Here is a 26,362-nt window from a genome sequence, read left to right as displayed (position 1 = left end):
CCATCACGCCTTCAACTTGTAGCCGAAGCCACGGACGGTCTCGATCCGGTCCTGCCCGATCTTGGTGCGAAGGCGCTGGACATGGACGTCCACGACCCGGGTGTCGCCGCCCCAGCCGTAGTCCCAGACCCGCTCCAGAAGCTTGTCGCGGGACAGCACGGTGCCGGGCGCCGAGGAGAATTCGAGCAGCAGCCGCATCTCGGTCGGGGTCAGCGCGACGGGCTCGCCGCCCTTGCGGACCTCCATGCCCTCGGTGTCGATCTCGATGTCGCCGAAGGCGAGCACCCCGCGCTCGGGCGCCTCCTCGGGTGTCTCGGTGGCGGCACCCGGCCCGCCCGCGTGCCCGAAGCGGCGCAGCACCGCGCGAATCCGGGCGACCAGGACGGCGCCGTCGAAGGGCTTGGTGACGTAGTCGTCCGCGCCGGCCTCCAGGCCGAGGACGACGTCGATGGAGTCGGCCCGCGCGGACAGCATGATGACCGGCACGGTCGACTCGTCGCGGATCCGGCGGCACAGGCTGACGCCGTCGAGGCCCGGCAGCATCACGTCGAGCAGGGCGATGTCCGGCCGGTCGGCGCGGAACGCCTCCAGGCCGGAGAGCCCGTCGGGCATGGCGGTCACGGTGAAGCCGTCCCGCTCAAGGGCGAGCTGGGTGGCTTCACGGATGACGTCGTCGTCCTCGACGAACAGAACATGGGTTTCGGCCATCGCGCTGCTCTCTCAGTTCTCCGGCGGTCTCTTCCGTCGCCCAGCCGTCGTGCTGGAGCCGGGCGCAGTACCAGTCTGCGGCATGCGCGCGCCGCCGCCTGCCGACCCGGGCGGGCGGGTCAGGGGGTGGCGGGCACGGGGACGGCGGTCTCGTTGCCGGCGACCGCCTTGCTGTAGTCGTTCTCCACCTGGTCCTGCTGGGCGAACCTACCGCTCGCACCGCCCGACCAGTGGTAGGTCGTCACGACCTCGCTGGACGCGAACGCCGGCTTGTCGCCGGCCGCGTACTGCTGCCGGGTCACCACCAGGTCGCCCCGGTCGATCTCGGCGTACACGGGCGTCTCCTCGGCGGTGAAGACGTTGTCGTACGAGCTGCCCGACGCGCGGTACACGTACGCGCCGAGGCCGACGGCGTCCGCGCAGTTCATGACGTTCACGATGACGTCCTGGCCGGTCGTGCCGGTCAGGTGCCCGTACGTCACGTCGATCGGGTACTGGTCCTTGGTGCAGGGCTTGAGCTGGGCCTTGACCCGGGTGCTGACCTTCGGGTCGGCCTTGAGCAGCTGCACCGGGTCGACCTTCGTGAACGGCGCCGGGCTGGTCGCGCTCGGCGACGGCGTGGCGTGGGCGACCTTGTCGGACTTCGGGGCCTCGCCCTCGTCCCGGGTGCCGGTGCCGCCGGTGGAGCAGCCGGCCATGAGCAGCCCGAGGGCGGAGAGCCCGGCCAGTGCCGTGGTCCCCGCCGTCAAAGCGCCCCCGCTGTGCCTGCTCAGGCCGCGCACCGCTCCCGCCCCTTTACCTCGCCCGTGTAACCGCGCTCCAGCGCACGGAAGTCCAGCTCGCGGCTCTCCAGCTCCTGGCGGAGCCGGGCCAGCGCCCGGTGCAGCGTGCTCTTGACCGTACCGGCCGACATGCCGAGGGCCGCGGCCGTCTCCTCGGTGCTCATCTGCTCCCAGTGTCGCAGCACCACGACGCTGCGCTGCTTGGGGGCCAGGACCTTCAGGACGTCCATGAGCAGGGCGCGGTCGGCGCGCTGCTCGGAGCCGTCCTCGACGCGGGCGTCGGGCAGCTGCTCGGTCGGCACCTCTTCGAGCTTGCGGGCCCGCCACCACTCGGTCCGGGTGTTGATCATGACCCGGCGCAGGTACGCGTCGGCGAGCGTCTTGTCGGCGATGCCGTCCCAGCGGCCGTAGGTGCGGGCCAGCGCGGTCTGCAGCAGGTCCTGCGCGTCCACGGGGTCCGGGACGAGCCGCCGGGCACTCCGAAGAAGCGCGTCCTGCCGGGTGCGTACGTACTCCTCGAACTCAAGCACCTCGCCCTGCGCCATACCCAACCGCCTCCGTCGTCCCCGTGAGCTGGTCCCGCTCGTCCTGCTGGTCGCTTACCGGAATGAACCTACGGAGGACTTGTCACGGGGCTGTGCGGAGCAGCCGTCGGCAGACGCACGGAGAGCCATCGGTTGTGTAACAGCCGAGGTTTACCGCCGTTTTCCAGGGGTAACGCCGCTGTTTCGGGCGTTACGGACACAGTCGGGCAGGACGGCGCCGGTCGGTGGGGTCAGGACTGGGGCAGCCGGTAGAAGCCGTCTTCGAGCGGCTCCACGAGACCGTCCGCGACCAGCCCGTCGAGCGCCCGGGCCCGCTGCACCGGCTCGTGCCACACCGCGTCCAGCGCCGACTGCGGCACGGAACCGGTGGCCTCGCGCAGTACGGCGAGGAGCCGGCCGCGTACCTGACGGTCGGTGCCCGCATAGGTCTGGCCACGCCGGGCGGGGCCCTCGTGCGCGGGCTTTCCGGCAAGGCGCCAGGCGCACTGCGCGGCGATCGGGCAGCGCAGGCAGGTCTCGTTCTTCGCCGTGCAGACCAGCGCGCCGAGCTCCATGGAGGCGGCCGCCCAGCGGGCCGCGGTGGCCTCGTCCTCGGGCAGCAGCGCGCGGGCGAGGCGCCGCTCGGCCGCCGTGGTCGCGGTCGGCGGGTACTGGACCCCGGTGACGGCGCGGGCGAACACCCGGCGCACATTGGTGTCCAGGACCGCGTGCCGCTGCCCGTACGCGAACGAGGCGACGGCGGCCGCCGTGTACTCGCCGATGCCGGGCAGCGAGAGCAGCTGCCCGTGATCCGCCGGTACGTCGCCGCCGTGCCGTTCCGTTATGGCGAGGGCCGCGCCGTGCAGCCGCAGCGCCCGGCGCGGATAGCCGAGCCGTCCCCAGGCGCGTACCGCCTCGCCGGGGGCCTCGGCGGCCAGGTCGGCCGGGCGCGGCCAGCGCGCCAGCCACTGCTCGTACACCGGGAGCACCCGGCTGACGGGGGTCTGCTGGAGCATGAACTCGCTGACCATCACGCCCCAGGCGCCCGCCTCGGGGCGTCGCCAGGGCAGGTCGCGGGCGTGCTCGCCGAACCATCCGATGACGGATTCGTGCAGGACGGCGGGCTCGGTCGTCGGGTTCGTCGCGTTCTTCTCGGTCATGGGCACGGTCGGCATCGTCGGCAGAATGTTCATCGCAGAGCCGATCCTGGCATGTTCGGCCCCCGAGGTGGGCGCGCAATGGCGCTCAGCGGCGCGCGTGCTGCCGTGCGTGGAGGCGTGCGCCGGGTCCGGCGAACCAGGCGACCGCCGAGATGTCGCTGGTACGCATCGACTCGGCCAGCGACCGCACCGGCCGGGTGCCCGCCTTCACGACGAGCAGCGCGACCAGCGTGCCGAGCACCAGGCCGACCGCCACGTCGTGCGGATAGTGCACCCCGACGAAGACCCGCGAGAAGGCCATCGCAAGCGCCATCGGCACGGTGAGCAGCCAGATCCGGGACCAGGCGAGGGCCAGCGCGACGGCGGCGGCGCCCGCGATGGTGGCGTGGTTGGACGGGAACGACCAGTCGCCGCCCGCGGGGCAGGCGATCAGCGAGGTGGCCGCGCCCGCAACCGCCCGGCAGGGCCGTTCCTCGTCGATCAGCGACTTGATCACCTCGCTGCACACATAGGCGACCGCCGTCGCGACGGGCGCGAGCAGGGCGAGGGCGAACGACGTCGTGTCGCGGCGGCGGGCCCGCCACCAGGCGCAGACGAACAGCACGCCGAACAGGAGCAGGCCGAGCTCCGTCCAGACCTCGACGAGGCTCTGCACCCAGGACGGCATGTCGTGGGCGAAGTCGGTGATGTTGCGGTAGAGCTCACTATCCATGGTGACGGACAGTATGAATCATGAATGGGGGGCGACCACGAGCCGACGGGAAGGCGGCGCCCACACTGCGGACCGACTGCTTCCGGAATGATGATCTGGAAAACTTGGCCGGAGTAGCGGCGGGTGGGGCGGGAGTTGCCCCCGATCTCTCGTAAGGTTCAGTGCGTGGGATCTCTGCGCAATCCGGTCGGGCCGCTTCCCTCCTCCATCTACTGGCGACGGAGGGCAGTTGCGCTGTCCTTGCTCGCGCTGCTCGCGCTCCTCGTCCTATGGGTCGTCACGTCCGGTGGCGGCAAGGGGAACAAGAGCGGCAGCGGCAACAAGGGCCCGGAACCTACGCAGTCGATCACCCCGGGCCCATCGGGCTCCGGCCCCGCGATCAGCACGGCACCGGGCGGCCGCGACGACTCCGGCGGATCGGGCGGCTCGGGCGGCTCCTCCGCATCCGGCGGCTCCGGCGGTTCGGGAGGCTCCAACTCCGGCTCCAGCGGCGGGAGTTCGGGCAGCAGGGGTGACACGGGCCGCCAGGTTCCGGCGGACTCCAGCCTCCCGACCTGCGCTCCGGGCTCGCTGACCCTGACCCTGCGCAGCACCAAGACGACGTACGCACCGGGGGAGAAGCCGCGCCTCGAAGTCGTCGTCAAGAACAACTCGGACTCCACGTGCAAGGCGGACCTGGGGCCGAAGGGGGCGGTGGTGACGGTGACGTCCACCGGGAACGACCGGGTGTGGTCCACGGAGGACTGCCCGGCGGGTGACGGGGACGTCTTCTTCCAGGTGCCGGGGAGCTCGGCGATCACCCACACCGTGGAGTGGAACCGCACGCAGTCCGCGCCGGGGTGTGTGACGCCCGGGGCGGGGGTGGTGGCCCCCGGCACGTACCTGGTGGAGGCCCACTTCCCGGGCCTCCCCGTGGCCAGAGCATCCTTCGCCCTGGCCCAGGACTGACCCTGGGGCTCCGCCCCAGACCCCGTTCGCGCCTTAAGGGCGCTCGTCCTCAAACGCCGGACGGGCTGGGTATGCCTGCACGGGCGGCGCGTAAGAGGCCGGGCGGGCTGAAAGATGCCGGTGCGGGCCAGCACCAATGCAGCTAGGGGCGCGGGGAACTGCGCGACCAGCCACCCACGGTCCGCAGCCGAAAGCCGTCCGCACGGGTAGCCCCTCCGGCGTTTGAGGTGCGGGGGTCCGGGGGCGGAGCCCCCGGGAGGGGGCGGAACCTGCCAACCCTGCGCATACGGGTGGGCGGGTGGGAAAACCCTGCCCCCCCGGCCCAGCTACACGTACCGCTCCAGAATCGAAGACTCCGCCAGCCGCGACAGCCCCTCGCGCACGCTCCGCGCCCGCGCCTCCCCGACCCCGTCGACCGTCTGGAGGTCGTCCACCGAGGCGGCCAGCAGCTTCTGCAGGCCGCCGAAGTGTTCGACGAGGCGCTCGATGATCGCGCCCGGCAGGCGCGGCACCTTCGCGAGCAGGCGGTAGCCCCGCGGGGACACCGCCGAGTCCAGCGTCTCGGGGGAGCCGCTGTAGCCCAACGCCCTTGCCACTATGGGCAGTTCGAGCAGCTCCGCGTGCGTGAGGTCGTTGAGCTCGCGCAGGGCCTCGTCGACCGTGCGGGAGCGCTTGGCGGTGGGCTCGGGAACGTAGTCCCGTACGACCAGCTCCCGCTCCGGCTCGACGCCCGCGATCAGCTCGTCCAGCTGCAGGGACAGCAACCGGCCGTCCGTGCCCAGCTCCACCACGTACTCGGCGATTTCCGTCGCGATGCGGCGCACCATCTCCAGGCGCTGGGCCACCGCCGTCACGTCCCGGACCGTCACCAGGTCCTCGATCTCCAGGGCGGAGAGGGTGCCGGCCACCTCGTCCAGGCGGAGCTTGTACCGCTCAAGGGTCGCCAGCGCCTGGTTCGCGCGGGACAGGATCGCCGCCGACTCCTCCAGGACCCGCCGCTCCCCGTTCACGTACAGCGCGATCAGGCGCATGGACTGGCTGACGGACACCACCGGGAAGTTGCACTGCTTCGAGACCCGGTCCGCCGTGCGGTGGCGGGTGCCGGTCTCCTCGGTGGGGATGTCCGCGTCCGGCACGAGCTGGACACCGGCCCGGTGGATCTTGGTGATGTCCTTGTCGAGGACCAGCGCGCCGTCGAGCTTGCACAGCTCGCGCAGCCGCGTCGCGGCGAACTCGACGTCCAGGACGAAGCCGCCCGTGCACATCGAGTCGACGGTCTTGTCGAGGCCGAGCACGATGAGACCGCCCGTGTTGCCGCGCAGGATGCGCTCCAGGCCGTCGCGGAGCGCGGTGCCGGGCGCGACGGCGCTCAGCGCGGCGCGCATCAGTGCTTCGTTACCGGAGCCTGTGCCGGACTTTCCGGGTGCTGATGCCCGGTCGTTGGCTGCCACTGCACTCCTCCGGTGTTGCTCATACGGCGCGTACTGCTCGCGTACTGCTCGTACGGACGGGCGAGACCAGGGCAAAGTCTACCGGCGCCGCTACTCCCCCTGTGGGGCCTGTGCACGACGCCCCCGTGGCAGCACCCGGAGCGCGTCACCCATGTCGGCGACTTCCGTGACCTTCATACCGGCCGGGACCTTGCCCGGGTCGGTCGGCACCAGGGCGTGGGTGAAGCCCAGGCGGTGGGCCTCGGCCAGTCGGCGCTGCACGCCCGTGACCCGTCTGACCTCGCCCGCCAGGCCCACCTCGCCGATCGCGACCAGGTTCTTGGGCAGCGGAGTGTCGCTGGCGGCCGAGGCGAGGGCCAGCGCGATCGCGAGGTCGGCCGCGGGCTCGGAGAGCTTCACCCCGCCCACCGTCGCGCTGTAGATGTCGCGCTTGCCGAGCGCGGTGATCCGGCCCCGCTGCTCAAGAACCGCGAGCATCATCGAGACGCGGGAGGTCTCCAGGCCCGAGGTGGTGCGGCGCGGGGAGGGGATCTGCGAGTCGACGGTGAGCGCCTGGACCTCGGCGACCAGGGGCCGCCGGCCCTCCAGGGTGACGGTGAGGCACGTGCCGGGCACCGCCACGTCGCGCCGGGTGAGGAACAGGCCGCTGGGGTCGGCGAGGCCGGTGATGCCCTCGTCGTGCAGCTCGAAGCAGCCGACCTCGTCCGTCGCCCCGTACCGGTTCTTGACGCCCCGTACGAGACGGAGGCGGGCGTGCCGGTCGCCCTCGAAGGAGAGCACCACGTCGACCAGGTGCTCCAGGAGGCGGGGGCCCGCGATCGCGCCGTCCTTGGTGACATGGCCGACCAGGAGCGTGGACATGCCGCGCTCCTTGGAGGCGCGGATCAGCGCGCCCGCCACCTCGCGGACCTGGGCCATGCCGCCGGGAGCGCCGTCGATCTCGGGCGATGCGACGGTCTGTACGGAGTCGAGGACGAGCAGGGACGGCTTCACCGCGTCGAGGTGGCCGAGGACGGCGGACAGGTCGGTCTCGGCGGCCAGATACAGATGGTCGTTGAGCGCCCTGATGCGGTCGGCGCGCAGCCGGACCTGGCTCGCCGACTCCTCGCCCGTGATGTAGAGCGTGCGGTGGTCGTCACTGGCCGCCTTGGCCGCCACGTCCAGGAGCAGCGTGGACTTGCCGACGCCGGGCTCCCCGGCGAGCAGCACCACCGCGCCCGGCACGAGACCGCCGCCGAGCACCCGGTCGAGCTCGTCGACGCCGGTCGTGCGGGCCGTCGCCTGGCGGCCGTCCACCTGGCCGATGGGCAGCGCGGCCGTGGAGACCCGGCCCGCCGCCGTGGTGCGCACCGCGGGCGCGCCGTACTCCTCGACCGTCCCCCAGGCCTGGCACTCGGGGCAGCGGCCGAGCCACTTGGCGGTCGTCCAGCCGCATTCGGTGCAGCGGTAGGACGGCCGGTCCTTCGCGGATTTCGTACGAGCAGCCATGGCGTCACCGTATAGGGGGCCACTGACAATCCCGTACGGGCCGGGACAGCGGGCCCTGACCCCGGGGAAGCGGGCCTTGACCGGCCGGGCAAGCGGCACCTGTGCACGAGGCCGGTTTTCCGCGCCCCGCCGTTCGGGTGGATGCGGCCGGCGCCGCGTCGCCCCGGGTGGTTGTGTCCGTTTGCACAGTGCGTAGCGGATCTGCCATGGAATGCCACGGAACTCCCGGTTCCTGTCCCCTTTTGAGGGATACGTTCACCCGTAAGGATTAAATGTGCTCAACCGGTACGAAGAAGCCTTGATGCTCCGCCTACGGTCGCTCGCGTGACGAGCAGCAGACCGGATCAACCAGCGCACAACACCGGCGCACACCGGGCGCAGAGCCGTGCGCCCCGTACGTTGGCCCAGCGCCCGCCCGCGCGTTACGAGGCCTACCTGGACGGCCTGTTCACGTACTGCCTGTCCGTCCTGTGCGACCACGACGAGGCGACCGCCGCCCTCGGCGACATACTCGCCGTCTCCGAGCGCCAGTACGCGCGCTGCCCCTCGGCCGAGGCCGAACGCAAGGCGTGGCTGTACGCACTCGCCCGCTGGGCCTGTCTGCGCAAGCTGGCCGAGCGCAGGAGGAACCGGCAGGGCGCCCACACCGGACGCACCGCCGAAGAGGCCCCCACGATCGAGGTCTCCGAGGAGGAGCAGGAGCGGCGTCGTCGCGAACTCGCCCTGCTCGCCTGGCCCGAGGCCGCCGGCACCACCCCCGAGCAGCGCGAGGCCCTCGAACTCGCGGTCCGCCACCAGCTCGGCGCCCGCGAGGTCGCCTCGGTGCTCGGCATGAACTACCCGGCCGCCCGCGAACTGCTGGCCGCGGGCGCCTGCGAGGTCGAGCGGACCCGCGCGGCGCTCGCCGTCGTCGAGATGGGCGGCTGCCCCACGGTCGCCCAACTCACCGGCGACCACCAGGTGTTGCTCTCCGCGGCGCTGCGCCGCGAACTGGTCCGGCACGTCGACGACTGCCCCCGCTGCCGCCGCGCCGCCGAGCGCGCGGGCGCGTCCGGCCCCTGGCCCGGGGCGACCGTCACCCCGGCCGCGCTGCCGCTGGCCGAGGCGCCGCGGGCCGCGGCCCAGGCCGCGATGCTGCACGTGCCGCGATCGCGCGGCGGGGCCCCGCGTTTCGACCGCGCCGGGTTCCCGATGGACCCGAAGGACCGGGCAGCGCGGCGCGACCGGCTGCGCGCCAGAGCCGTGACCACCACCGTCGTCGCGACCGTCGTCGCGGCCCCCGTCTTCGCGCTCTGGGCCGCCTACCGCGGCGCCCCCGCGACGGGCGAGCCGGACGGCGGCGCCAAGGTCACCGCCAGCGAGGCCGACAGTCCCGGCGGGCTGAACGGGCATCCGTACGACCGCTACGAGAACGCGGGCAACGCGCGCAGCGAGCCCGACACCCGTTTCACCGCGGGCAGCCGCGCCCCAGACGTGTCCGTCGAGGTCATCAGCCCCACGACCACCCCGGCCGGCCCCGCCCGGCTCGGAGTCACGGCGAGTTCGGCCGGCGACACGACCGTGCTCACGCTCACCTCGACCGGCGGCGCGCCCGTCGACTGGTCACTGCGCAGCCACGCCCGCTGGCTCACCTTCAGCCAGAGCGCGGGCAGGCTGGCGCCGGGGCAGAGCGTCACCGTGTACATCCGGGTCGACCACGCCCAGGAGCCGCACCACGCCTGGTCGGTAAGTGTCGAGGTGGCGCCTTCGGGCGCGGCGGTACGCATCGCGGGCGACGGCACGCCCGTCGCGACGCCGTCCTCGCCCGGCCCCGGTGGCCCGGGTCACCCCGGCCCGGGGGGATCCAGCACACCCGCCCCGACCCCGCCGACGCACAGCCCGAGCAGCCCGGCACCCACGCCGACCCCGACGCCGCCGAGCCAGAGCCCCACTCCGACGGCGACGCCCACACCGACACAGACCCCGCCGTCACCGGCCCCGAGCGGCTGACAACTGCCGTACAGGACAAGGGAGTTGCGGAGCTACCGCTTCGGGTCGGCCGGGTGGGGGGCGACCAGGGGGAGCTGCGAGGCGAGCCGCGCCTCGCACTGCTCGACGAGGACGTCGTACGCCTCCTTGCCCATCAGCTCGGTCAGCTCCGGCTTGTACGTCACGTACACGGGCTCGCCCGCGCCGTGCGCGGAGGTCGCCGAGGTGCACCACCAGTGCAGGTCGTGGCCGCCGGGACCCCAGCCGCGGCGGTCGTACTCGCCGATCGAGATCTGCAGCACCTTGGTGTCGTCGGGCCGCTCGATCCAGTCGTACGTCCGGCGCACCGGCAGCTGCCAGCAGACGTCCGGCTTGGTCTCCAGCGGCTCCTTGCCCTCCTTGAGGGCGAGGATGTGCAGCGAGCAGCCGGCGCCGCCCGCGAAGCCCGGCCGGTTCTGGAAGATGCACGAGCCGTTCCACCGGCGGGTCTGGCGGTCGCCGTCCTCGTCGGTCTGGGTCCAGCCCGACTCGGTGCCGACGTCGTGGAACTGCCACAGCTCCGGCGTGAGCCGCGCCACGTGCCCGGCCACCCGCTTCTCGTCGTCCTTGTCGGAGAAGTGGGCGCCCAGCGTGCAGCAGCCGTCGTCGGCCCGGCCCGCCTCGATGCCCTGGCAGCCGCTGCCGAAGATGCAGGTCCACCGCGAGGTGAGCCAGGTCAGGTCGCAGCGGAAGACCTGCTCGTCGTCGGCGGGGTCGGGGAACTCGACCCAGGCGCGCGGGAAGTCGATCCCCTGCTCGTCCTGAGCCCTGTTCGCGGGGTTCTTCGGGGCCTTGGCTTTGCCCGGCTTCGCCTTTTTCGTCTTTGGCACACCTCAAGCGTATGTCCGAGGGCATGTCCGGACGCGCAGTAGCGTTCAGTCCATGAGACTCGGAGTCCTCGATGTGGGGTCGAACACGGTTCATCTGCTGGTGGTGGACGCGCACGCCGGTGCCGCGCCGCTGCCCGCGCACTCGCACAAGGCCGAGCTGCGGCTCGCCGAACTCCTCGACGAGGACGGTGCGATCGGACCGGAAGGCGTCGACCGGCTGATCGCCACGATCAGTGGCGCGCTGCTCTCGGCCGAGGACAAGGGTGTCCAGGAACTGCTCCCCTTCGCGACCTCCGCCGTGCGCGAGGCCAGCAACGCGGACGAGGTGATCGCCCGGGTCCGCGCCGAGACCGGGGTCGACCTGGTGGTGCTCTCCGGCGAGGAGGAGGCCCGCCTCACCTTTCTCGCGGCGCGCCGCTGGTACGGCTGGTCGGCCGGAAAGCTGCTGCTGCTCGACATCGGCGGCGGCTCCCTGGAAGTCGCGTACGGCATCGACGAGGAGCCGGACGCGGCGGTCTCGCTACCGCTGGGAGCCGGGCGGCTGACCGCGGGCTGGCTGCCGGGCGACCCGCCGGACGCGGCCGACGTACGGGCGCTCCGCCGTCACGTACGGGCCCAGATCGCGGGCACGGTGGGGGAGTTCACCCGCTCGGGGCGGCCCGACCACGTGGTCGCCACGTCGAAGACGTTCAAGCAGCTTGCGCGGATCGCGGGGGCCGCACGGTCGAGCGAGGGCGCCTACGTCCAGCGCACTCTGAGTCGTAAATCACTGGAGGAGTGGGTGCCCAAGCTCGCCGCCATGACGACCGAGCAGCGCACCACGCTGCCCGGCGTCTCGGAGGGCCGGGCGCCGCAGCTGCTCGCGGGGGCGCTCGTCGCGGAGGGCGCGATGGACCTGTTCGCGGTCGATGAGCTGGAGGTCTGTCCCTGGGCGCTGCGTGAGGGCGTGATCCTGCGCCATCTCGACCACCTGCCGGTGGGCTGACGGGGCGAGGGGGCGGTACGGGCGCGGGGGAGGGCCGGACGCGGAGCTACCGGCGAGTGTGACGTTCGTCGGGCTCGCGGGACCGCCTCCCCCGTCGGCGGTGGCGGCCCGTACGCTGTCTGCGTGGCAGAACCAGTGGTGCGCATCCCGGATGCGAAGGTCGCGCTGTCCACGGCTTCGGTCTATCCGGAGTCGACGGCGACGGCCTTCGAGATCGCCGCGCGCCTGGGCTACGACGGCGTCGAGGTCATGGTCTGGACCGACCCCGTGAGCCAGGACATCGAAGCCCTGCGGCGGCTCTCCGACTACCACCAGGTGCCGATCCTGGCCGTCCACGCGCCGTGTCTGCTGATCACGCAGCGGGTCTGGTCGACCGATCCCTGGGTGAAGCTGCAGCGGGCGCGGGCGGCGGCGGAGAAGCTCGGCGCGTCGGCGGTGGTGGTCCATCCGCCGTTCCGCTGGCAGCGCCAGTACTCCCGCGACTTCGTGAACGGCATCTGGCGGATGGCGGACGAGACCGACGTCAGATTCGCCGTAGAGAACATGTACCCGTGGCGCTACCGGGACCGCGAGATGCTGGCGTACGCGCCCGACTGGGACGTGACGAAGGACGACTACCGGCACTTCACCGTCGACCTCTCCCATGCCGCGACCTCCCGTACGGACGCGATGGCCATGGTCGACCGGATGGGCGACCGGCTCGCCCACGTCCACCTCGCGGACGGGCGGGGCTCGGCGAAGGACGAGCACCTGGTGCCGGGCCGCGGTACGCAACCGTGCGCGGAACTCCTGGAGCGCCTCGCCCTGACCGGGTTCGACGGGCACGTCGTCATCGAGGTGAACACCCGGCGGGCCATGTCGGCCGCCGAGCGCGAGGCCGACCTCGCGGAGGCCCTCGCCTTCACCCGGCTGCACCTGGCGTCCGCGCCGGCCCGCCGCGCATGACGGACTCCGCCCCGCGCCGCCGCGGCCGTCCGCCGCGGGCCGCCGCCGAAGCGGGCCCGGGCACCCGTGAACGCATCCTGTCCGCCGCGCGTACGGAATTCTCCGACCGGGGTTACGAGAGGACATCCATCCGGGGTATCGCCAAGGCGGCGGGGGTGGACGCGGCGCTGGTCCACCACTACTTCGGCACGAAGGACGAGGTGTTCGCGGCGGCCATCGAGGTCGACTTCGAACCGGCGCTGACCGTGGACGCGATCCTCGGCGACTCCCTCGACGACGTGGGCGACCGCCTGGCCCGCCACTTCCTCGCCATCTGGGAGAACCCGGCGACCCGCACCCCCCTGATCGCCGTACTCCGCTCGGCCCTCACGCACGACGCGGCGGCGAAGGTGCTGCGGGGCTTCGTCCTGCGCCGCCTCCTTGAGCGGGTGGCGGGGGAGCTCCGGGTCCCCGACCCCCGCTTCCGCGCGGAGCTGGCGGCGTCGCACATGATGGGCATCGTGATCATGCGGTACGTCCTGAACGTGGAGCCACTCGCCTCCGCGCCGGCGGAGCGGATCGTGGAGCTGGTGGGGCCGACGCTGCAGCGGTACCTGACGGAGGGCTAGGGCTTCCGCCCAGCCCCGGAAGGGCCGACCTCCCTGGGGCAGAGCCCCAGACCCCGGCGGTTTTCCCACCCATCCACCCGTCCAGGGGGTTGGATGGTTCGGCCCCTGGGGCTGCGCCCCAGACCCAAGGCCTTAAGGGCCAGGGGGCACCCCCATGAGGGGCTGGATACGAGTACGGCTGCGGACCGTGCGTGGCTGGTCGCGCAGTTCCCCGCGCCCCTAGCGGGATCGACCCCGGCCAGCACCGGCATCTTCAGCCTGTCATGGGGGTCCCCCCCTGGCCCTTAAGGCTTTGGGGGAGTTTGAGGACGAGCGCCCTTCAGGCGCGAACGGGGTCTGGGGCGGAGCCCCAGGAAACGAACCTCCCTTTCCGCCCACCCCCGGCGGGTTTAGGGGAGGGGCGGGGAGGGGCCTCCCGGGGTCTGGGGCGGAGCCCCAGCGCACCCTGCCGAGCCGCCACCCCACCCCCCGGCGGGGGCCGCATCGCGAACCCCGGGTCCCGCCATCCGGACACCCTGTCCAGATGGCGGAGCCACGGCGTAGGCTCACACCCAGGCACACCCACACCCAGGCAGACCTTCCCCGGGCGCTCAAGGCGCCGGGGGACCGCCACCGAGGAGACGAGCGACGATGCCCGAGCTGAGGTCCCGCACAGTCACCCACGGCCGCAACATGGCGGGCGCCCGCGCCCTTATGCGGGCCTCCGGTGTAGCGAGCGAGGACATCGGCAAGCCGATCATCGCCGTGGCGAACAGCTTCACCGAGTTCGTCCCGGGCCACACCCACCTCGCCCCGGTGGGCCGGATCGTCTCCGAGGCGATCAAGGAGGCCGGCGCCGTCCCCCGCGAGTTCAACACCATCGCCGTGGACGACGGCATCGCGATGGGCCACGGCGGCATGCTCTACAGCCTCCCCTCCCGCGACCTCATCGCGGACAGCGTGGAGTACATGGTCGAAGCGCACTGCGCCGACGCCCTGATCTGCATCTCCAACTGCGACAAGATCACCCCCGGCATGCTGATGGCGGCGCTCCGCCTCAACATTCCCACCGTCTTCGTCTCCGGCGGCCCGATGGAGTCCGGCAAGGCGACGCTGGTCGACGGCACGGTCCGTACCCTCGACCTCGTCGACGCGATCTCGGACGCCGTGAACGACAAGATCTCCGACGAGGACATCCTCCGCATCGAGGAGAACGCCTGCCCCACCTGCGGCTCCTGCTCCGGCATGTTCACGGCCAACTCGATGAACTGCCTGACCGAGGCCATCGGCCTGAGCCTGCCCGGCAACGGCTCGGTCCTCGCGACCCACACCGCCCGCCGCGCCCTGTACGAGAACGCGGCCCGCACGGTCGTGGAGATCACCAAGCGGCACTACGAGGACGACGACCACTCCGTCCTGCCCCGCTCCATCGCGACCCGCGCCGCGTTCGAGAACGCGATGGCGCTCGACATCGCCATGGGCGGCTCCACCAACACGATCCTGCACCTGCTTGCCGCGGCCCAGGAGGCCGAGCTCGACTACGGCCTCAGCGACATGGACGCCATCAGCCGCCGCGTCCCGTGCCTGGCCAAGGTCGCCCCGAACGTCGCCAAGAACCGTACGTACTACATGGAGGACGTGCACCGCGCCGGCGGCATCCCCGCGATCCTCGGCGAGCTGTACCGCGCGGGCCTGCTCAACGAGGACGTCCACACCGTCCACTCCCGCTCCATCAAGGAGTGGCTGGACACCTGGGACGTGCGCGGCGGATCCCCGTCCGACGAGGCCGTCGAGCTGTGGCACGCGGCCCCCGGCTGCGTCCGCTCGGCCACCGCGTTCTCGCAGTCCGAGCGCTGGGACACGCTGGACACCGACGCCGCCGAGGGCTGCATCCGGGACGCGGCGCACGCGTACAGCAAGGACGGCGGCCTCGCGGTCCTGCACGGCAACCTCGCCGAGGACGGCTGTGTCGTGAAGACGGCCGGCGTCGACGAGTCGATCTGGACCTTCGAGGGCCCGGCGGTCGTCTGCGAGTCGCAGGACGAGGCCGTCGACAAGATCCTCCGCAAGGAGATCACGCACGGCGACGTGGTCGTGATCCGTTACGAGGGCCCCAAGGGCGGCCCCGGCATGCAGGAGATGCTGTACCCGACGTCGTTCCTCAAGGGCCGCGGCCTCGGCAAGACCTGCGCGCTGATCACCGACGGCCGCTTCTCCGGCGGCACCTCGGGCCTCTCCATCGGCCACGCCTCGCCCGAGGCGGCGTCCGGCGGCACGATCGCGCTGGTCGAGGACGGCGACCGCATCCGGATCGACATCCCCAGCCGTACGATCGAACTCCTCGTCCCCGAGGCCGAGTTGGCGACCCGCCGCGAGGCGCTCGGCGGGGTGTACGCCCCGAAGAACCGCGATCGCAAGGTCTCGGCCGCGCTGCGCGCCTACGCGGCGATGGCGACCAGCGCCGACCGGGGCGCGGTCCGCGATGTGACGAAGCTCGGCTGACACCGCATCAGGTATCGGGTCCGGCAGGTCACCAGCTGCCGACATCCCCCGGATCGACCCCGAACACCGACCCGTCGGGGGAGGCGGCATACACCCGCCCCCCGACGGCGAGCGGCGCCGGGAGAGCGGGCGTGAAGGTGTAACGCCCGTTGTTCATACGGGGGTTGGTCTGCCCGGCGAGTACGCCCTTGCCCGCGTCGAAGGCGAGCAGCCTGCCGTCCGCGCCGCTCAGATACACCTGGCCGCCCGAGGCGACGGGCCGCGAGGCGCGGGCCACCCCCGTGTCGAGCCGCCACTTCTCGCCGCCCCGTACGGAGTCGACCGCGACCAGCGCCCCGCCCGCCCCGAACAGGTAGACCGTGTCCCCGTCGGCCCCGGCCTGCGCCTGGTCGAGTGGTGCGGTGAGCGTGGTGCGGTGGATGGCGTGGGTGGCGGCGTCCAGGCGTACGACCGCCGAGGTGAACCCGCCGGCGTCGGTGGCCAGCAGGAACACGGCCCTGTCGTCCGCCGCGACGGGCCTCAGCCGTCCGTCGGCCCGGGCCTGCCAGCGTACGGATCCGGTGGCGGGGTCGAGGGCGGCGACGGAGGTCGAGCGCCCGTCCGCGGAGGGCGTGGCGACGAAGGCCGCCCCTTTGCCGTCGGCGGGTACGACCCACTGGGACCGGGCCCCGCCAACCGCCTTCCGCCAACTCTCTTTCCCTGTAACGGAGTTGAGGGCGGTGACGTGCCCGTCCGCCGTGGCGAGCAGCACGGTGGGGCCTGCGGGATGCACCCCGGAGTACGCCGATACGTCGGCGGACCACACCGGCTCCCCGTTCCCGGCGTCGTACGCCCGCAAGGATCCGCCTCCCGGCGCCCGCACAAGGACCCTCCCGTCGGCCACGACAGGAGCGAGGTCGTCGGAGAGCAGCTGCCCGCCGCCCCCCGCCACCGACCAGAGGACCTTCCCGCTGAGGGCGTCGAGCCGGGCGGCGGCGACCCCGGGCGCGGCGCAGTACAGGGCGCCGCCGGCCGCGTCCGCCGAGCAGAACGCCGTACGGTTCCCGTCCCCCTTGGCGGCCAACTGCCCGTTCCAGGGCCGGAATTGCGCAGGTGCGTGCTGCTCGGGTGCGGCGACGGTCCCGGTGCCGTCGGGCAGCGCCTGGACGGCGACCGCGCCCCCGCCGACGACCCCGATGAGCGCGAGCGCGGCGACGACCCAGCGGGCGCGCCGGGGCGAGGGGGCCGGGGAGGCCGGGGACTCGGGGGAGGCGCTCCCGGCCCGAGCCGGATCAGGATTCCGAGGCGGATCAGGGTGATGCGGAACAGGATTGCGGAACCGCTGCGTAGGAATCTGGGCCTCGGACCCGTACGCCGCGGACCGCAGCGCGGACATCAGCTCGTCCGGGGTGGGCCGGTCGCCGGGATCCTTGGCGAGGCAGAGCCGCAGCACGGGCGCGAGATCCTCGGGCACCCCGCCCAAGTCGGGCTCGTTGTGGACGACTTGGTACGCGACGACGTACGGCGAATCGGAATCGAAGGGCCCGCTCCCGGTGGCGGCGTGCACGAGCACGGCCCCCATGGCGAACACGTCCGCGGCGGGCCCGACCTCGCGGGGCCGCTGGAACTGCTCGGGCGCCATGAAGGGCGGCGTGCCGATGAGCTTGCCGGTCTCGGTCCGCAGATCGCTGTCGTACGGACGCGAGATCCCGAAGTCGATGACCTTGGGCCCGTCGGCGGCGAGCAGCACATTGCTCGGCTTGAGGTCGCGGTGCACGACCCCGGCGCGGTGGATGTCGCGCAGCGCCTCGGCGAGCCCGGCCCCGAGGCGGCGTACCTCGGCGGCGGTCAGCGGCCCGCTGTCCTTGACGCGTTCGGCGAGCGTGGGGCCGGGGATGTGGACGGTGGCCATCCAGGGCCGGTCGGCATCGGGATCGGCGTCGACGACGGAGGCGGTGAAGGCCCCGCTGACCCGCCGGGCCGCCGACACCTCCTGCCGGAAGCGGGCCCGGAACTCCGGATCGGCGGCGTGCTGGGCGTGCACGACCTTGACGGCGAGCCGCATGCCGGAGGGAGAGGTGGCCAGATGCACCACACCCATCCCGCCGGCGCCGAGGACGGATTCGAGCCGGTATGCCCCGACGGATTCCGGATCCGCGGCGCCCTCCGCCCCGAACCCGATACTGCGCGGCGACGCCATGGTGCACCCCCGGTGTCCGTTGTACGCACGCGTCCGACGGAGCCTAGTCGATGGGGCGCACGGGCCCGATGGGGCTTGCTAGCCTGCGTGTTGCACGCAGAGTGAAACCGATGGGGGAGCTTCACATGGCATCAGAATCAGCCGAATCCATGGCGTCCACGTCGCTGGGGACCCAGCGCTATCCGGTGGCCCCGGGGTGCGAACTGAACGTCCGCAGCGGCCCCGGCACCGGCTACTCGATCATCGACGTCCTGCCGCAGGGCGCCACGGTCCCGGTGAACTGCCAGACCCCGGGCACGCGGGTCTCGGGCCCGTACGGCACCTCGAACATCTGGGACAACATCGGGAACGGCCGCTTCGTCGCGGACGCGTACGTGAAGACGGGCAGCGACGGATACGTGGCGCCGCGCTGCGGCTGACGGGGCACGTGTCCGCGGGGTACGTGTCCGCCCCTGGGATAATCGACCCCATGAGCGAGCCCGAGAACCCCGAGAACAAGGGCGGAAGCGCCGCGGGCCCCCAGCCCGAGCCCATCCGCTTCTTCGGCACGACGTGGGTGGACCACGACAACGGGTACGGGCTGCGCCGGGCGGGCGCGGCGATCGGCTCGCTGCTGGCGGCGGTGGCGGCGTGCTTCGTGCTGCGCTTCGCGTACGAGGGCCTGCAGATTTCGAACACCGGCAGCTTCGTGAACGTGCTGGTGGTGGTGATGTTCGCGATCTGCAGCGCGCTGGCGTTCCGCAAGACCTGGGACGCCTTCTCGACCCGCCCGACCGACCCGGAAGCGGACCGCTCGCTCCAGGGCCTGAAGGCGATCGGCTTCATCGGCTCGCTGCTGGCGTACTTCTTCCGCACGTTCACAGAGGCCCCCGGCGAGGCCCTCCACCGCAAGGAATACGAAGCGGCCCGCGCCCAGTACGCCCGCCGCCGAGGCAACCCGTCAAAGACCCCGCCGAAGAAAAAGCCAAAGCGAAAGTAGCCCGAACCGCCGCCCAGGGCGACAGCGAGGCCAGCCCCGCATCCCCCGCCGACCCGGGCACCCTTGCCGGGCCCTGCTCCTGCGGAGGGGCTGGGTGCATCTGAGCCTGCGGTCAGCGGGCGGCCAACCGCGCAGCTCCCCGCACCCCTTTGGGGGCCGGTGAGCCCGGGGCGCTCGTGGACCGTCAGCGGTGCTGGTGGTGGGGTGGTGGGTGGGGCTGGGGAGTGGCTCGGTCGTTTCGCGCGGCGGGGTGTGTGCGGGGGCCGAGGGGTTCAGGGCTCACCGTCCAGCGGTGCTGGTGGTGGGGCGGCGAGCGGGGCCGGGGGAGCGGCTCGGTGCTTCGCGTGGCGGGGCGTGCGTGCGGGGGCCGGTCGGTCCGGGGCGCTCACGGGCCCGGGGGGCCACTGATGAGCTGGCGCTCACCCATCGGCCGCGAGCCTATCGACGACGCAGGCTCTGTCTTCCCACCGTCCGCCGCACGGCAACGACCGGCACCCTGCTGGTGCCTCGTCCGCTCGACCCCGCCGAACGGGTGGGCGGGTGGGAGAGCGCCCTCGTCCGCCCACCGCCCCGCGCCCGCCGACGGACCAGCACCACCCGCCCGTGGCTCAACCTTGCAAGGGAGCGGGACGGGCGGGTGGTGGGAAAACACGCCTCCCAACCCGCGCCCACCCGGCAGACTCGCCCCATGACAACCCGCGCGCTCTCCTTCAACGCCGCCGCCGCGCAATACGCCGCGAACCGCCCCTCGTACCCCCCATTCCTCCTCGACACCCTGGAAGAGCTGGCAGGGCGCCCCCTGAAGAACGCCCAGGTCGCGGACATCGGCGCCGGCACCGGCATAGCCACCCGCCTCCTGCACGCCCGCGGGGCGAGGGTCACCGCGGTGGAGCCCGGCGACGGCATGGCCGCCGAGTTCCGCAGGAACAACCCCGGCATCCCCCTGGTGCGGGGCGACGGAAACCACCTCCCCCTCGCCACCGCATCCGCGGACTTCATCACGTACGCCCAGGCCTGGCACTGGACCGACCCGGCGAAGGCGGGCCCGGAAGCCCGCCGGGTCCTGCGCGAGGGCGGCGCACTCGCCCTGTGGTGGAACATGACGGACCCCTCCGCGGAGTGGGTGGCCGCCCAGGACGCCCGCCTGCACGACTTCTTCCTGCACGACCACGCCCGGCAGTCCAGCGGCGAGAGCAACCAGCGGGGCGGCCACCCCTGGACCGACGTCCCCGGCCTGGACTTCACGGAACGCGAGATCCCGCACACCCGCAAGGTCCCCCTCGCCACCCACCTGGCGAATCTCGGCAGCCATTCGGCGTTCCTGGTCCTCGGCGAGGAGAGGACGAGGGAGTTCATGACGAGGGAGCACGAGCTCCTGAGTGAACTCTTCCCCGACGGCACGGTGGAGGAGAGCTACGTGGTCCACCTGCGCCTGGCCCTCAACTGATAGCCAGGCACTGACAGCCAGGCACTGACAGCCAGGCACTGACAGTCAGGCTCCAGCACCCAGCCAAGCCCGCCGCCCCCAACCACCGCCTGACGAACCCCAGCGGCCCCAACCCCCCCAGTCAGACCCACCAAGTCGGCCACGCCCCCCGACTACCGCCCCCACCCCACCTTCCCCGCAAAGCCCACCACCCCCGCAACGACAACACCCCGCCACAGCCCGTCCCACACGCTGGCGAACAGCGACTCGGACGTCACGACCTGGCGTACGACGACATCGCTGAGAAGCAAGAGCGCGCGGTCGGCACGGACACGACCCGCCACGGGTAGGCCCGTGCCCAGCGCCGGCTCCGGTGGTCCGCACGCTCCGTACGCCCACCCCCGAGCGCCGCCCCCGCACCCCCCCCACCAGGAAGAACAGCATCAGCGCGACGGCCCCGGCCCCGGCCGCCGCCACCGTGCCGAAGCCCTCCGCGACCGCCCCGAACGCGAGCGGTACGAACCCGCCCACCGCACCGACCGCGGCCGCGCCCCCCACGGCCCGAGCGACGCCGACGCGACGGCGAGATGCCGCGACTCGGCCCTGATGATCACGGCACCCCGGGAGCCCTGCGAGCCCCGCGCGCTTTCCGAGTGATTCCTCAATACGTCGTGATTCGTCATACGCCCAACGTCCGCGCCCGGCCCCCGCGAGGCCGTGGGGGATGACCCCGACGGCCCCCGATCCTTGACGCCCGAACCCCGACAGGCGCACTATTCATCACATGGTGAATTATGACCCGACCTCCACGGGCAACAGCACCTCCCCGGGGCGCGACACCACCCCGGGTGCCCCGAGCACCCCGGACGGCCCCGCCGTATCCGCCCGATCCCTCACCGTCGTACGCGGCGATCGCCAAGTCCTGAAGGGCCTGGACTTCACCGTCCCGCGCGCCCGTATCACCGGCCTCCTCGGCCCCTCCGGCTGCGGAAAGTCGACCCTGATGCGCGCGATCGTGGGTACGCAGGCGAAAGTCGCCGGCACCCTCACCGTCCTCGGCGCCCCCGCGGGCACCCCGGCCCTGCGCGAACGCATCGGCTACGTGACCCAGGACCCGTCCGTCTACCAGGACTTGACGGTACGTCAGAACCTGGACTACTTCGCGGCCGTACTCAACCCCGGCCGAGCCCACCGCGCCGCCCGCGCGGAGGCGGTCACCCGGGCCATCACCGACGTAGACCTCACCAGCCACGCCGACGACCTCGCGGGCCGGCTCTCCGGCGGCCAGCTCAGCCGCGTCTCACTCGCCGTCGCCCTGCTCGGCACCCCGGAACTGCTCGTCCTGGACGAACCGACGGTGGGCCTCGACCCCGTACTCCGCCGCGACCTCTGGAACCTCTTCCACACCATCGCCGCCACCCGCGGCACCACCCTGCTCGTCTCCTCGCACGTCATGGACGAAGCGGAACGCTGTCACCGCCTGCTCCTCCTGCGCGAAGGCGTACTCCTCGCCGAAGACACCCCGGACGACCTCCGCACCCGTACGGCCACCGAAACCGTCGAGCAGGCCTTCCTCCACCTGGTGGACGAGGCCGCCCACCCGGACACCTCCGCGTGACCGCGCCACAAGCCCCCGCCCCCCCACCCCGAGGCCCGCTCATGACCGCATCCCGCACCCTCGCGACCGCCGCCCGCGTCCTGCGTCAGCTGCGCCACGACCCGCGCACGATCGCGCTGCTCCTGATCATCCCGTCCCTGATGATCATCCTGCTCCGGTACGTGTTCGACGGCAGCCCCGCCGTCTTCAACAGCATCGGCGCCTCGCTGCTCGGAATCTTCCCGCTGATCACGATGTTCCTGGTGTCCTCCATCGCCACCCTGCGCGAACGCACCTCGGGCACCCTGGAACGCCTCCTCGCCATGCCGCTCGGCAAGGGCGATCTGATCGGGGGCTACGCACTCGCCTTCGGCGTCCTCGCCGTACTCCAGTCGCTCATCGCGACGGGCATCTCCGTCTGGCTCCTCGACCTGAAGGTGGTCGGCTCCCCCTGGCTGCTGCTCCTGGTCGCGCTGCTTGACGCCCTGCTCGGCACCGCCCTCGGCCTGTTCGTCTCGGCCTTCGCCGCCTCCGAGTTCCAGGCAGTCCAGTTCATGCCGGCGGTGATCTTCCCCCAGCTTCTGCTGTGCGGCCTGTTCACCCCGCGCGATGCGATGCAGCCGGTCCTGCGCTGGATCTCGGACGTCCTGCCCATGTCGTACGCCGTCGACGCCATGACCCAGGTCCTCCACCACCCGGACGCGACGGCCGCCTTCGCGAAGGACACCGGCATCGTGGCGGCGATCGCGCTCCTGGTACTCATCCTCGGCGCGGCCACCCTGCCCCGCCGAACTCCCTAGCCGTACCGCCCATCGGACGCCCCCGTCGGCCGCCCGCCCCCGATGCGAGGATGACGACACGAGACGCCGCACCACCTGGAGGGTGACCGCATGACCCAGACCGTCGCAGTCCTCGGCACCGGCAAGATCGGCGAGGCTCTCCTCAGCGGAATGATCCGGGCCGGCTGGCACCCGGCCAACCTCCTCGTCACCGCCCGCCGCCCGGAGCGCGCCGCGGAACTCCACGCCCGCTACGGCGTGGACACGGTCACCAACGCCGAGGCCGCCAAGCGCGCGGACACCCTGATCCTCGCGGTGAAGCCCCAGGACATGGGCAAGCTCCTGGACGAACTGGCCCCGCACGTCACGAGCGACCGCCTCGTCGTCAGCGCCGCGGCAGGCATCCCGAGCTCCTTCATCGAAGCCCGCCTGGCCTCCGGCACCCCGGTCGTACGCGTCATGCCGAACACCCCGGTACTGGTCGACGAGGGCATGTCGGTAATCAGCGCCGGCAGCCACGCGACGCCGGACCACCTCGCCCATACGGAGGAAATCTTCGGCGGCGTGGGCAAGACCCTGCGCGTACCGGAATCCCAGCAGGACGCGGCCACCGCCCTCTCCGGCTCGGGCCCCGCGTACTTCTACTACCTGGTCGAGGCGATGACCGACGCCGGCATCCTGCTCGGCCTGCCCCGCGCCCAGGCGTACGACCTGATCGTGCAGTCCGCGATCGGCGCCGCGGTGATGCTCCGCGACAGCGGCGAGCACCCGGTGAAGCTCCGCGAAGCGGTGACGTCCCCGGCCGGCACGACCATCAGCGCGATCCGCGAGCTGGAGAACCACGGCGTACGGGCCGCCCTCATCGCAGCCCTGGAAGCCGCCCGCGACCGCAGCCGCGAACTGGCCTCCGGCAACAGCTGACGGGCTGCGCCCTCTCGTTACGCCTTCTTGCCTGGCCGCCGCACCACAGCGGCGGCCAGGCCCCCGCCGACGAGCGCCAGCGCACCCCCGCCGACCAGGCTCAACACCCCGGCGGGGGTATGCAGAAGCGCCGCACGCGCAGCCTGGAACGCGTTGTCCCCCGACGGCTTGTCCCCATCAGCGGCCGAATGGACGCGGGTCTCCGAGGCGGCACCGCGCGGCCGGACCGCCCGTACGGTGCGCAGATCCGCCGCGAGCCGGCTCCCTTCCCGGAACTTCTCTTCAAGCCGAGCCACCTCTCCGGAGGAGGCGAGGCCCGCCCGCGCCCGCTCGATCTCGGCCCGGGTCTCCTCATTGACGGCGTCGACGACCCGCAGCCGTATGCGGGCGACGTGCTCATCACCGTCCGCGGCGTAGGCAGCGCCGGGCCCCACGGCCATCCCCAGCACGAGGAGGGTCGCGGCGGCCACGGCAATCCGGAGAAGAGACCTCATACCTGCCAAGCTAGGACGCATCCGGCGACCACAGATCGGCCGTCCCGCCACGCTTGCCTCAGCCGAAAGCACGAGGTCCAAGGCGTGCGGTGCCACGGACGGGACCTCGCTCGGGCCCCTGGCCGAGGGTTGACACGGCCATCCCCGGTACGTAGTGTTCTCCGAGTTGTCCGACGTGAGCGCCGACCTCGGTCGGTCCCCGGACAGCCATTCCGCATCAACCACTTCTTATGAACGACACCTCGTCGTCTCGTTTTTCGTGCGCTTTTGCGAAATGAGGAATCCGCGTTCGAGAACGCACTCCGATTGGCGTCGGAGGTCAGGATTCCGCTAATGTCTCACTCGTCGGAACGGCCCAACAGCCGGGAAGACAAGCCGACTTGGCTCCGGGAGACCGGAAATCAGGGCCGAAAGGATCTGATAGAGTCGGAACCGCCGGAAAGGGAAACCCGAGAGGGGGAACCGGAAAGGCGCCGAGGAAATCGGACACGAAAGAGTCTGATAGAGTCGGGAACACGAAATGCCGAAGGGAAGCGCCCGGAGGAAAGCCCGAGAGGGTGAGTACGAAGGAAGCGTCCGTTCCTTGAGAACTCAACAGCGTGCCAAAAGTCAACGCCAGATTGACAACCCCGTATCCGCTCCGGCGGATCGAGGTTCCTTTGAAAAGTCCACCCGCCCCCTTTTGGGGTGTGGGTGGCGACAAACACAGCGAGGACGCTGTGGACGGGCCGCCTTATTCCGGTGGTTCCGTCCCGCTCTTACGTGATGTGTGCACCCGATGACGGGTAAACATTCATGGAGAGTTTGATCCTGGCTCAGGACGAACGCTGGCGGCGTGCTTAACACATGCAAGTCGAACGATGAAGCCCTTCGGGGTGGATTAGTGGCGAACGGGTGAGTAACACGTGGGCAATCTGCCCTTCACTCTGGGACAAGCCCTGGAAACGGGGTCTAATACCGGATAACACCTTCCACCGCATGGTGGGGGGTTGAAAGCTCCGGCGGTGAAGGATGAGCCCGCGGCCTATCAGCTTGTTGGTGGGGTGATGGCCTACCAAGGCGACGACGGGTAGCCGGCCTGAGAGGGCGACCGGCCACACTGGGACTGAGACACGGCCCAGACTCCTACGGGAGGCAGCAGTGGGGAATATTGCACAATGGGCGAAAGCCTGATGCAGCGACGCCGCGTGAGGGATGACGGCCTTCGGGTTGTAAACCTCTTTCAGCAGGGAAGAAGCGCAAGTGACGGTACCTGCAGAAGAAGCGCCGGCTAACTACGTGCCAGCAGCCGCGGTAATACGTAGGGCGCAAGCGTTGTCCGGAATTATTGGGCGTAAAGAGCTCGTAGGCGGCCAGTCGCGTCGGATGTGAAAGCCCGGGGCTTAACCCCGGGTCTGCATTCGATACGGGCTGGCTAGAGTGTGGTAGGGGAGATCGGAATTCCTGGTGTAGCGGTGAAATGCGCAGATATCAGGAGGAACACCGGTGGCGAAGGCGGATCTCTGGGCCATTACTGACGCTGAGGAGCGAAAGCGTGGGGAGCGAACAGGATTAGATACCCTGGTAGTCCACGCCGTAAACGTTGGGAACTAGGTGTTGGCGACATTCCACGTCGTCGGTGCCGCAGCTAACGCATTAAGTTCCCCGCCTGGGGAGTACGGCCGCAAGGCTAAAACTCAAAGGAATTGACGGGGGCCCGCACAAGCAGCGGAGCATGTGGCTTAATTCGACGCAACGCGAAGAACCTTACCAAGGCTTGACATATACCGGAAAACATCAGAGATGGTGTCCCCCTTGTGGTCGGTATACAGGTGGTGCATGGCTGTCGTCAGCTCGTGTCGTGAGATGTTGGGTTAAGTCCCGCAACGAGCGCAACCCTTGTTCTGTGTTGCCAGCATGCCCTTCGGGGTGATGGGGACTCACAGGAGACTGCCGGGGTCAACTCGGAGGAAGGTGGGGACGACGTCAAGTCATCATGCCCCTTATGTCTTGGGCTGCACACGTGCTACAATGGCCGGTACAAAGAGCTGCGATGCCGTGAGGCGGAGCGAATCTCAAAAAGCCGGTCTCAGTTCGGATTGGGGTCTGCAACTCGACCCCATGAAGTCGGAGTTGCTAGTAATCGCAGATCAGCATTGCTGCGGTGAATACGTTCCCGGGCCTTGTACACACCGCCCGTCACGTCACGAAAGTCGGTAACACCCGAAGCCGGTGGCCCAACCCCTTGTGGGAGGGAGCTGTCGAAGGTGGGACTGGCGATTGGGACGAAGTCGTAACAAGGTAGCCGTACCGGAAGGTGCGGCTGGATCACCTCCTTTCTAAGGAGCACAGCACCGTCTGCAGGCAGATGTCCTGCAC

Annotated in this window: 22 protein-coding genes and 1 rRNA gene; 13 read left to right on the top strand and 10 right to left on the bottom strand. The window is 71.2% G+C overall.

Annotated elements, in window-relative coordinates:
- Positions 1 to 3 precede the first annotated feature (3 nt).
- From cseB to ACSHXC_RS17070, 5 genes are all read right to left on the bottom strand, one after another.
- Positions 4 to 708, bottom strand: coding sequence for a two-component system response regulator CseB (gene cseB / locus ACSHXC_RS17090; RefSeq protein WP_438292416.1), 705 nt, complete (start codon positions 706 to 708; stop codon positions 4 to 6).
- 119 nt (positions 709 to 827) lie between these two features.
- Positions 828 to 1,490 (bottom strand): hypothetical protein, encoded by a 663-nt coding sequence (locus ACSHXC_RS17085; protein ID WP_438292415.1) that lies wholly within the window; start codon positions 1,488 to 1,490, stop codon positions 828 to 830.
- Positions 1,478 to 2,035, bottom strand: a complete 558-nt coding sequence (locus ACSHXC_RS17080) for a SigE family RNA polymerase sigma factor (protein ID WP_053729102.1) — start codon at positions 2,033 to 2,035, stop codon at positions 1,478 to 1,480. Before ACSHXC_RS17080 ends, ACSHXC_RS17085 begins: the two co-directional genes overlap by 13 nt.
- Before the next feature lie 230 nt (positions 2,036 to 2,265).
- Positions 2,266 to 3,189 carry an A/G-specific adenine glycosylase gene (locus ACSHXC_RS17075; protein WP_438296633.1) on the bottom strand — a complete coding sequence of 308 codons (924 nt, stop codon included), beginning with the start codon at positions 3,187 to 3,189 and terminating at the stop codon, positions 2,266 to 2,268.
- A 70-nt stretch (positions 3,190 to 3,259) separates the two neighbouring features.
- Positions 3,260 to 3,886 carry a phosphatase PAP2 family protein gene (locus ACSHXC_RS17070; RefSeq protein ID WP_438292414.1) on the bottom strand — a complete coding sequence of 209 codons (627 nt, stop codon included), beginning with the start codon at positions 3,884 to 3,886 and terminating at the stop codon, positions 3,260 to 3,262.
- A 165-nt stretch (positions 3,887 to 4,051) separates the two neighbouring features.
- Between ACSHXC_RS17070 and ACSHXC_RS17065 the strand changes: the two genes are divergently transcribed.
- Positions 4,052 to 4,834 (top strand): hypothetical protein, encoded by a 783-nt coding sequence (locus tag ACSHXC_RS17065; protein ID WP_438292413.1) that lies wholly within the window; start codon positions 4,052 to 4,054, stop codon positions 4,832 to 4,834.
- A gap of 326 nt (positions 4,835 to 5,160) precedes the next feature.
- Here ACSHXC_RS17065 and disA read toward each other — a convergent pair whose 3' ends face one another.
- On the bottom strand, positions 5,161 to 6,285 hold the full coding sequence (disA, locus tag ACSHXC_RS17060) for a DNA integrity scanning diadenylate cyclase DisA (RefSeq protein ID WP_114041367.1): 1,125 nt from the start codon (positions 6,283 to 6,285) through the stop codon (positions 5,161 to 5,163).
- A gap of 90 nt (positions 6,286 to 6,375) precedes the next feature.
- Positions 6,376 to 7,773 carry a DNA repair protein RadA gene (gene radA, locus ACSHXC_RS17055; RefSeq protein ID WP_438292412.1) on the bottom strand — a complete coding sequence of 466 codons (1,398 nt, stop codon included), beginning with the start codon at positions 7,771 to 7,773 and terminating at the stop codon, positions 6,376 to 6,378.
- Between the two features lie 324 nt (positions 7,774 to 8,097).
- Here radA and ACSHXC_RS17050 point away from each other — a divergent pair, with 324 nt between their 5' ends.
- The gene (locus ACSHXC_RS17050; RefSeq protein WP_438292411.1) at positions 8,098 to 9,762 is read left to right on the top strand and encodes a BACON domain-containing protein; all 1,665 of its coding nucleotides are present in this window, start codon (positions 8,098 to 8,100) and stop codon (positions 9,760 to 9,762) included.
- A gap of 32 nt (positions 9,763 to 9,794) precedes the next feature.
- Here ACSHXC_RS17050 and ACSHXC_RS17045 read toward each other — a convergent pair whose 3' ends face one another.
- Positions 9,795 to 10,610 carry a hypothetical protein gene (locus tag ACSHXC_RS17045; protein WP_438292410.1) on the bottom strand — a complete coding sequence of 272 codons (816 nt, stop codon included), beginning with the start codon at positions 10,608 to 10,610 and terminating at the stop codon, positions 9,795 to 9,797.
- A 52-nt stretch (positions 10,611 to 10,662) separates the two neighbouring features.
- Between ACSHXC_RS17045 and ACSHXC_RS17040 the strand changes: the two genes are divergently transcribed.
- From ACSHXC_RS17040 to ilvD, 4 genes are all read left to right on the top strand, one after another.
- Positions 10,663 to 11,595: a Ppx/GppA phosphatase family protein gene (locus ACSHXC_RS17040; RefSeq protein ID WP_438292409.1), complete on the top strand. Its 933-nt coding sequence runs from the start codon at positions 10,663 to 10,665 to the stop codon at positions 11,593 to 11,595.
- Between the two features lie 123 nt (positions 11,596 to 11,718).
- Complete coding sequence (locus ACSHXC_RS17035) at positions 11,719 to 12,540, top strand: sugar phosphate isomerase/epimerase family protein (RefSeq protein ID WP_078966775.1); 822 nt, start codon at positions 11,719 to 11,721, stop codon at positions 12,538 to 12,540.
- On the top strand, positions 12,537 to 13,148 hold the full coding sequence (locus ACSHXC_RS17030; protein ID WP_438292408.1) for a TetR family transcriptional regulator: 612 nt from the start codon (positions 12,537 to 12,539) through the stop codon (positions 13,146 to 13,148). The genes ACSHXC_RS17035 and ACSHXC_RS17030 overlap by 4 nt, the downstream gene beginning before the upstream one ends.
- Positions 13,149 to 13,778: 630 nt before the next feature.
- Complete coding sequence (gene ilvD / locus ACSHXC_RS17025) at positions 13,779 to 15,629, top strand: dihydroxy-acid dehydratase (protein ID WP_438292407.1); 1,851 nt, start codon at positions 13,779 to 13,781, stop codon at positions 15,627 to 15,629.
- A gap of 28 nt (positions 15,630 to 15,657) precedes the next feature.
- Here the strand turns inward: ilvD and ACSHXC_RS17020 are convergent, their stop codons facing one another.
- Positions 15,658 to 17,808 carry a protein kinase domain-containing protein gene (locus ACSHXC_RS17020; RefSeq protein ID WP_438292406.1) on the bottom strand — a complete coding sequence of 717 codons (2,151 nt, stop codon included), beginning with the start codon at positions 17,806 to 17,808 and terminating at the stop codon, positions 15,658 to 15,660.
- 125 nt (positions 17,809 to 17,933) lie between these two features.
- On the opposite strand from ACSHXC_RS17020, the gene ACSHXC_RS17015 reads away from it, so the two are divergent.
- The 6 genes from ACSHXC_RS17015 (at position 17,934) to proC (ending at position 23,510) form a co-directional block, all read left to right on the top strand.
- Entirely contained in the window at positions 17,934 to 18,227 is a 294-nt protein-coding gene (locus tag ACSHXC_RS17015) for an SH3 domain-containing protein (RefSeq protein WP_053729090.1), read from the top strand.
- A 50-nt stretch (positions 18,228 to 18,277) separates the two neighbouring features.
- A complete protein-coding gene (locus ACSHXC_RS17010) occupies positions 18,278 to 18,787 on the top strand; it encodes an EamA/RhaT family transporter (protein WP_438292405.1) in 510 nt (169 codons plus the stop codon).
- 688 nt (positions 18,788 to 19,475) lie between these two features.
- Positions 19,476 to 20,234 carry a class I SAM-dependent methyltransferase gene (locus ACSHXC_RS17005; protein WP_438292404.1) on the top strand — a complete coding sequence of 253 codons (759 nt, stop codon included), beginning with the start codon at positions 19,476 to 19,478 and terminating at the stop codon, positions 20,232 to 20,234.
- A 763-nt stretch (positions 20,235 to 20,997) separates the two neighbouring features.
- Complete coding sequence (locus ACSHXC_RS17000; RefSeq protein WP_438292403.1) at positions 20,998 to 21,831, top strand: ABC transporter ATP-binding protein; 834 nt, start codon at positions 20,998 to 21,000, stop codon at positions 21,829 to 21,831.
- A 41-nt stretch (positions 21,832 to 21,872) separates the two neighbouring features.
- Complete coding sequence (locus tag ACSHXC_RS16995) at positions 21,873 to 22,610, top strand: ABC transporter permease (protein WP_438292402.1); 738 nt, start codon at positions 21,873 to 21,875, stop codon at positions 22,608 to 22,610.
- Positions 22,611 to 22,700: 90 nt separating this feature from the next.
- Positions 22,701 to 23,510 carry a pyrroline-5-carboxylate reductase gene (gene proC / locus ACSHXC_RS16990; RefSeq protein WP_438292401.1) on the top strand — a complete coding sequence of 270 codons (810 nt, stop codon included), beginning with the start codon at positions 22,701 to 22,703 and terminating at the stop codon, positions 23,508 to 23,510.
- A 17-nt stretch (positions 23,511 to 23,527) separates the two neighbouring features.
- Here the strand turns inward: proC and ACSHXC_RS16985 are convergent, their stop codons facing one another.
- The gene (locus tag ACSHXC_RS16985; protein ID WP_438292400.1) at positions 23,528 to 24,004 is read right to left on the bottom strand and encodes a hypothetical protein; all 477 of its coding nucleotides are present in this window, start codon (positions 24,002 to 24,004) and stop codon (positions 23,528 to 23,530) included.
- A 792-nt stretch (positions 24,005 to 24,796) separates the two neighbouring features.
- On the opposite strand from ACSHXC_RS16985, the gene ACSHXC_RS16980 reads away from it, so the two are divergent.
- Positions 24,797 to 26,322, top strand: a 16S ribosomal RNA gene (locus tag ACSHXC_RS16980).
- Positions 26,323 to 26,362: the final 40 nt, after the last annotated feature.

It is taken from the genome of Streptomyces sp. HUAS TT7 (genome assembly GCF_051550175.1).
Lineage (GTDB): Bacteria > Actinomycetota > Actinomycetes > Streptomycetales > Streptomycetaceae > Streptomyces.
The sequence above is the reverse complement of the archived record's forward strand: the minus strand, read 5'-3'. Positions and strand labels throughout refer to the sequence as shown.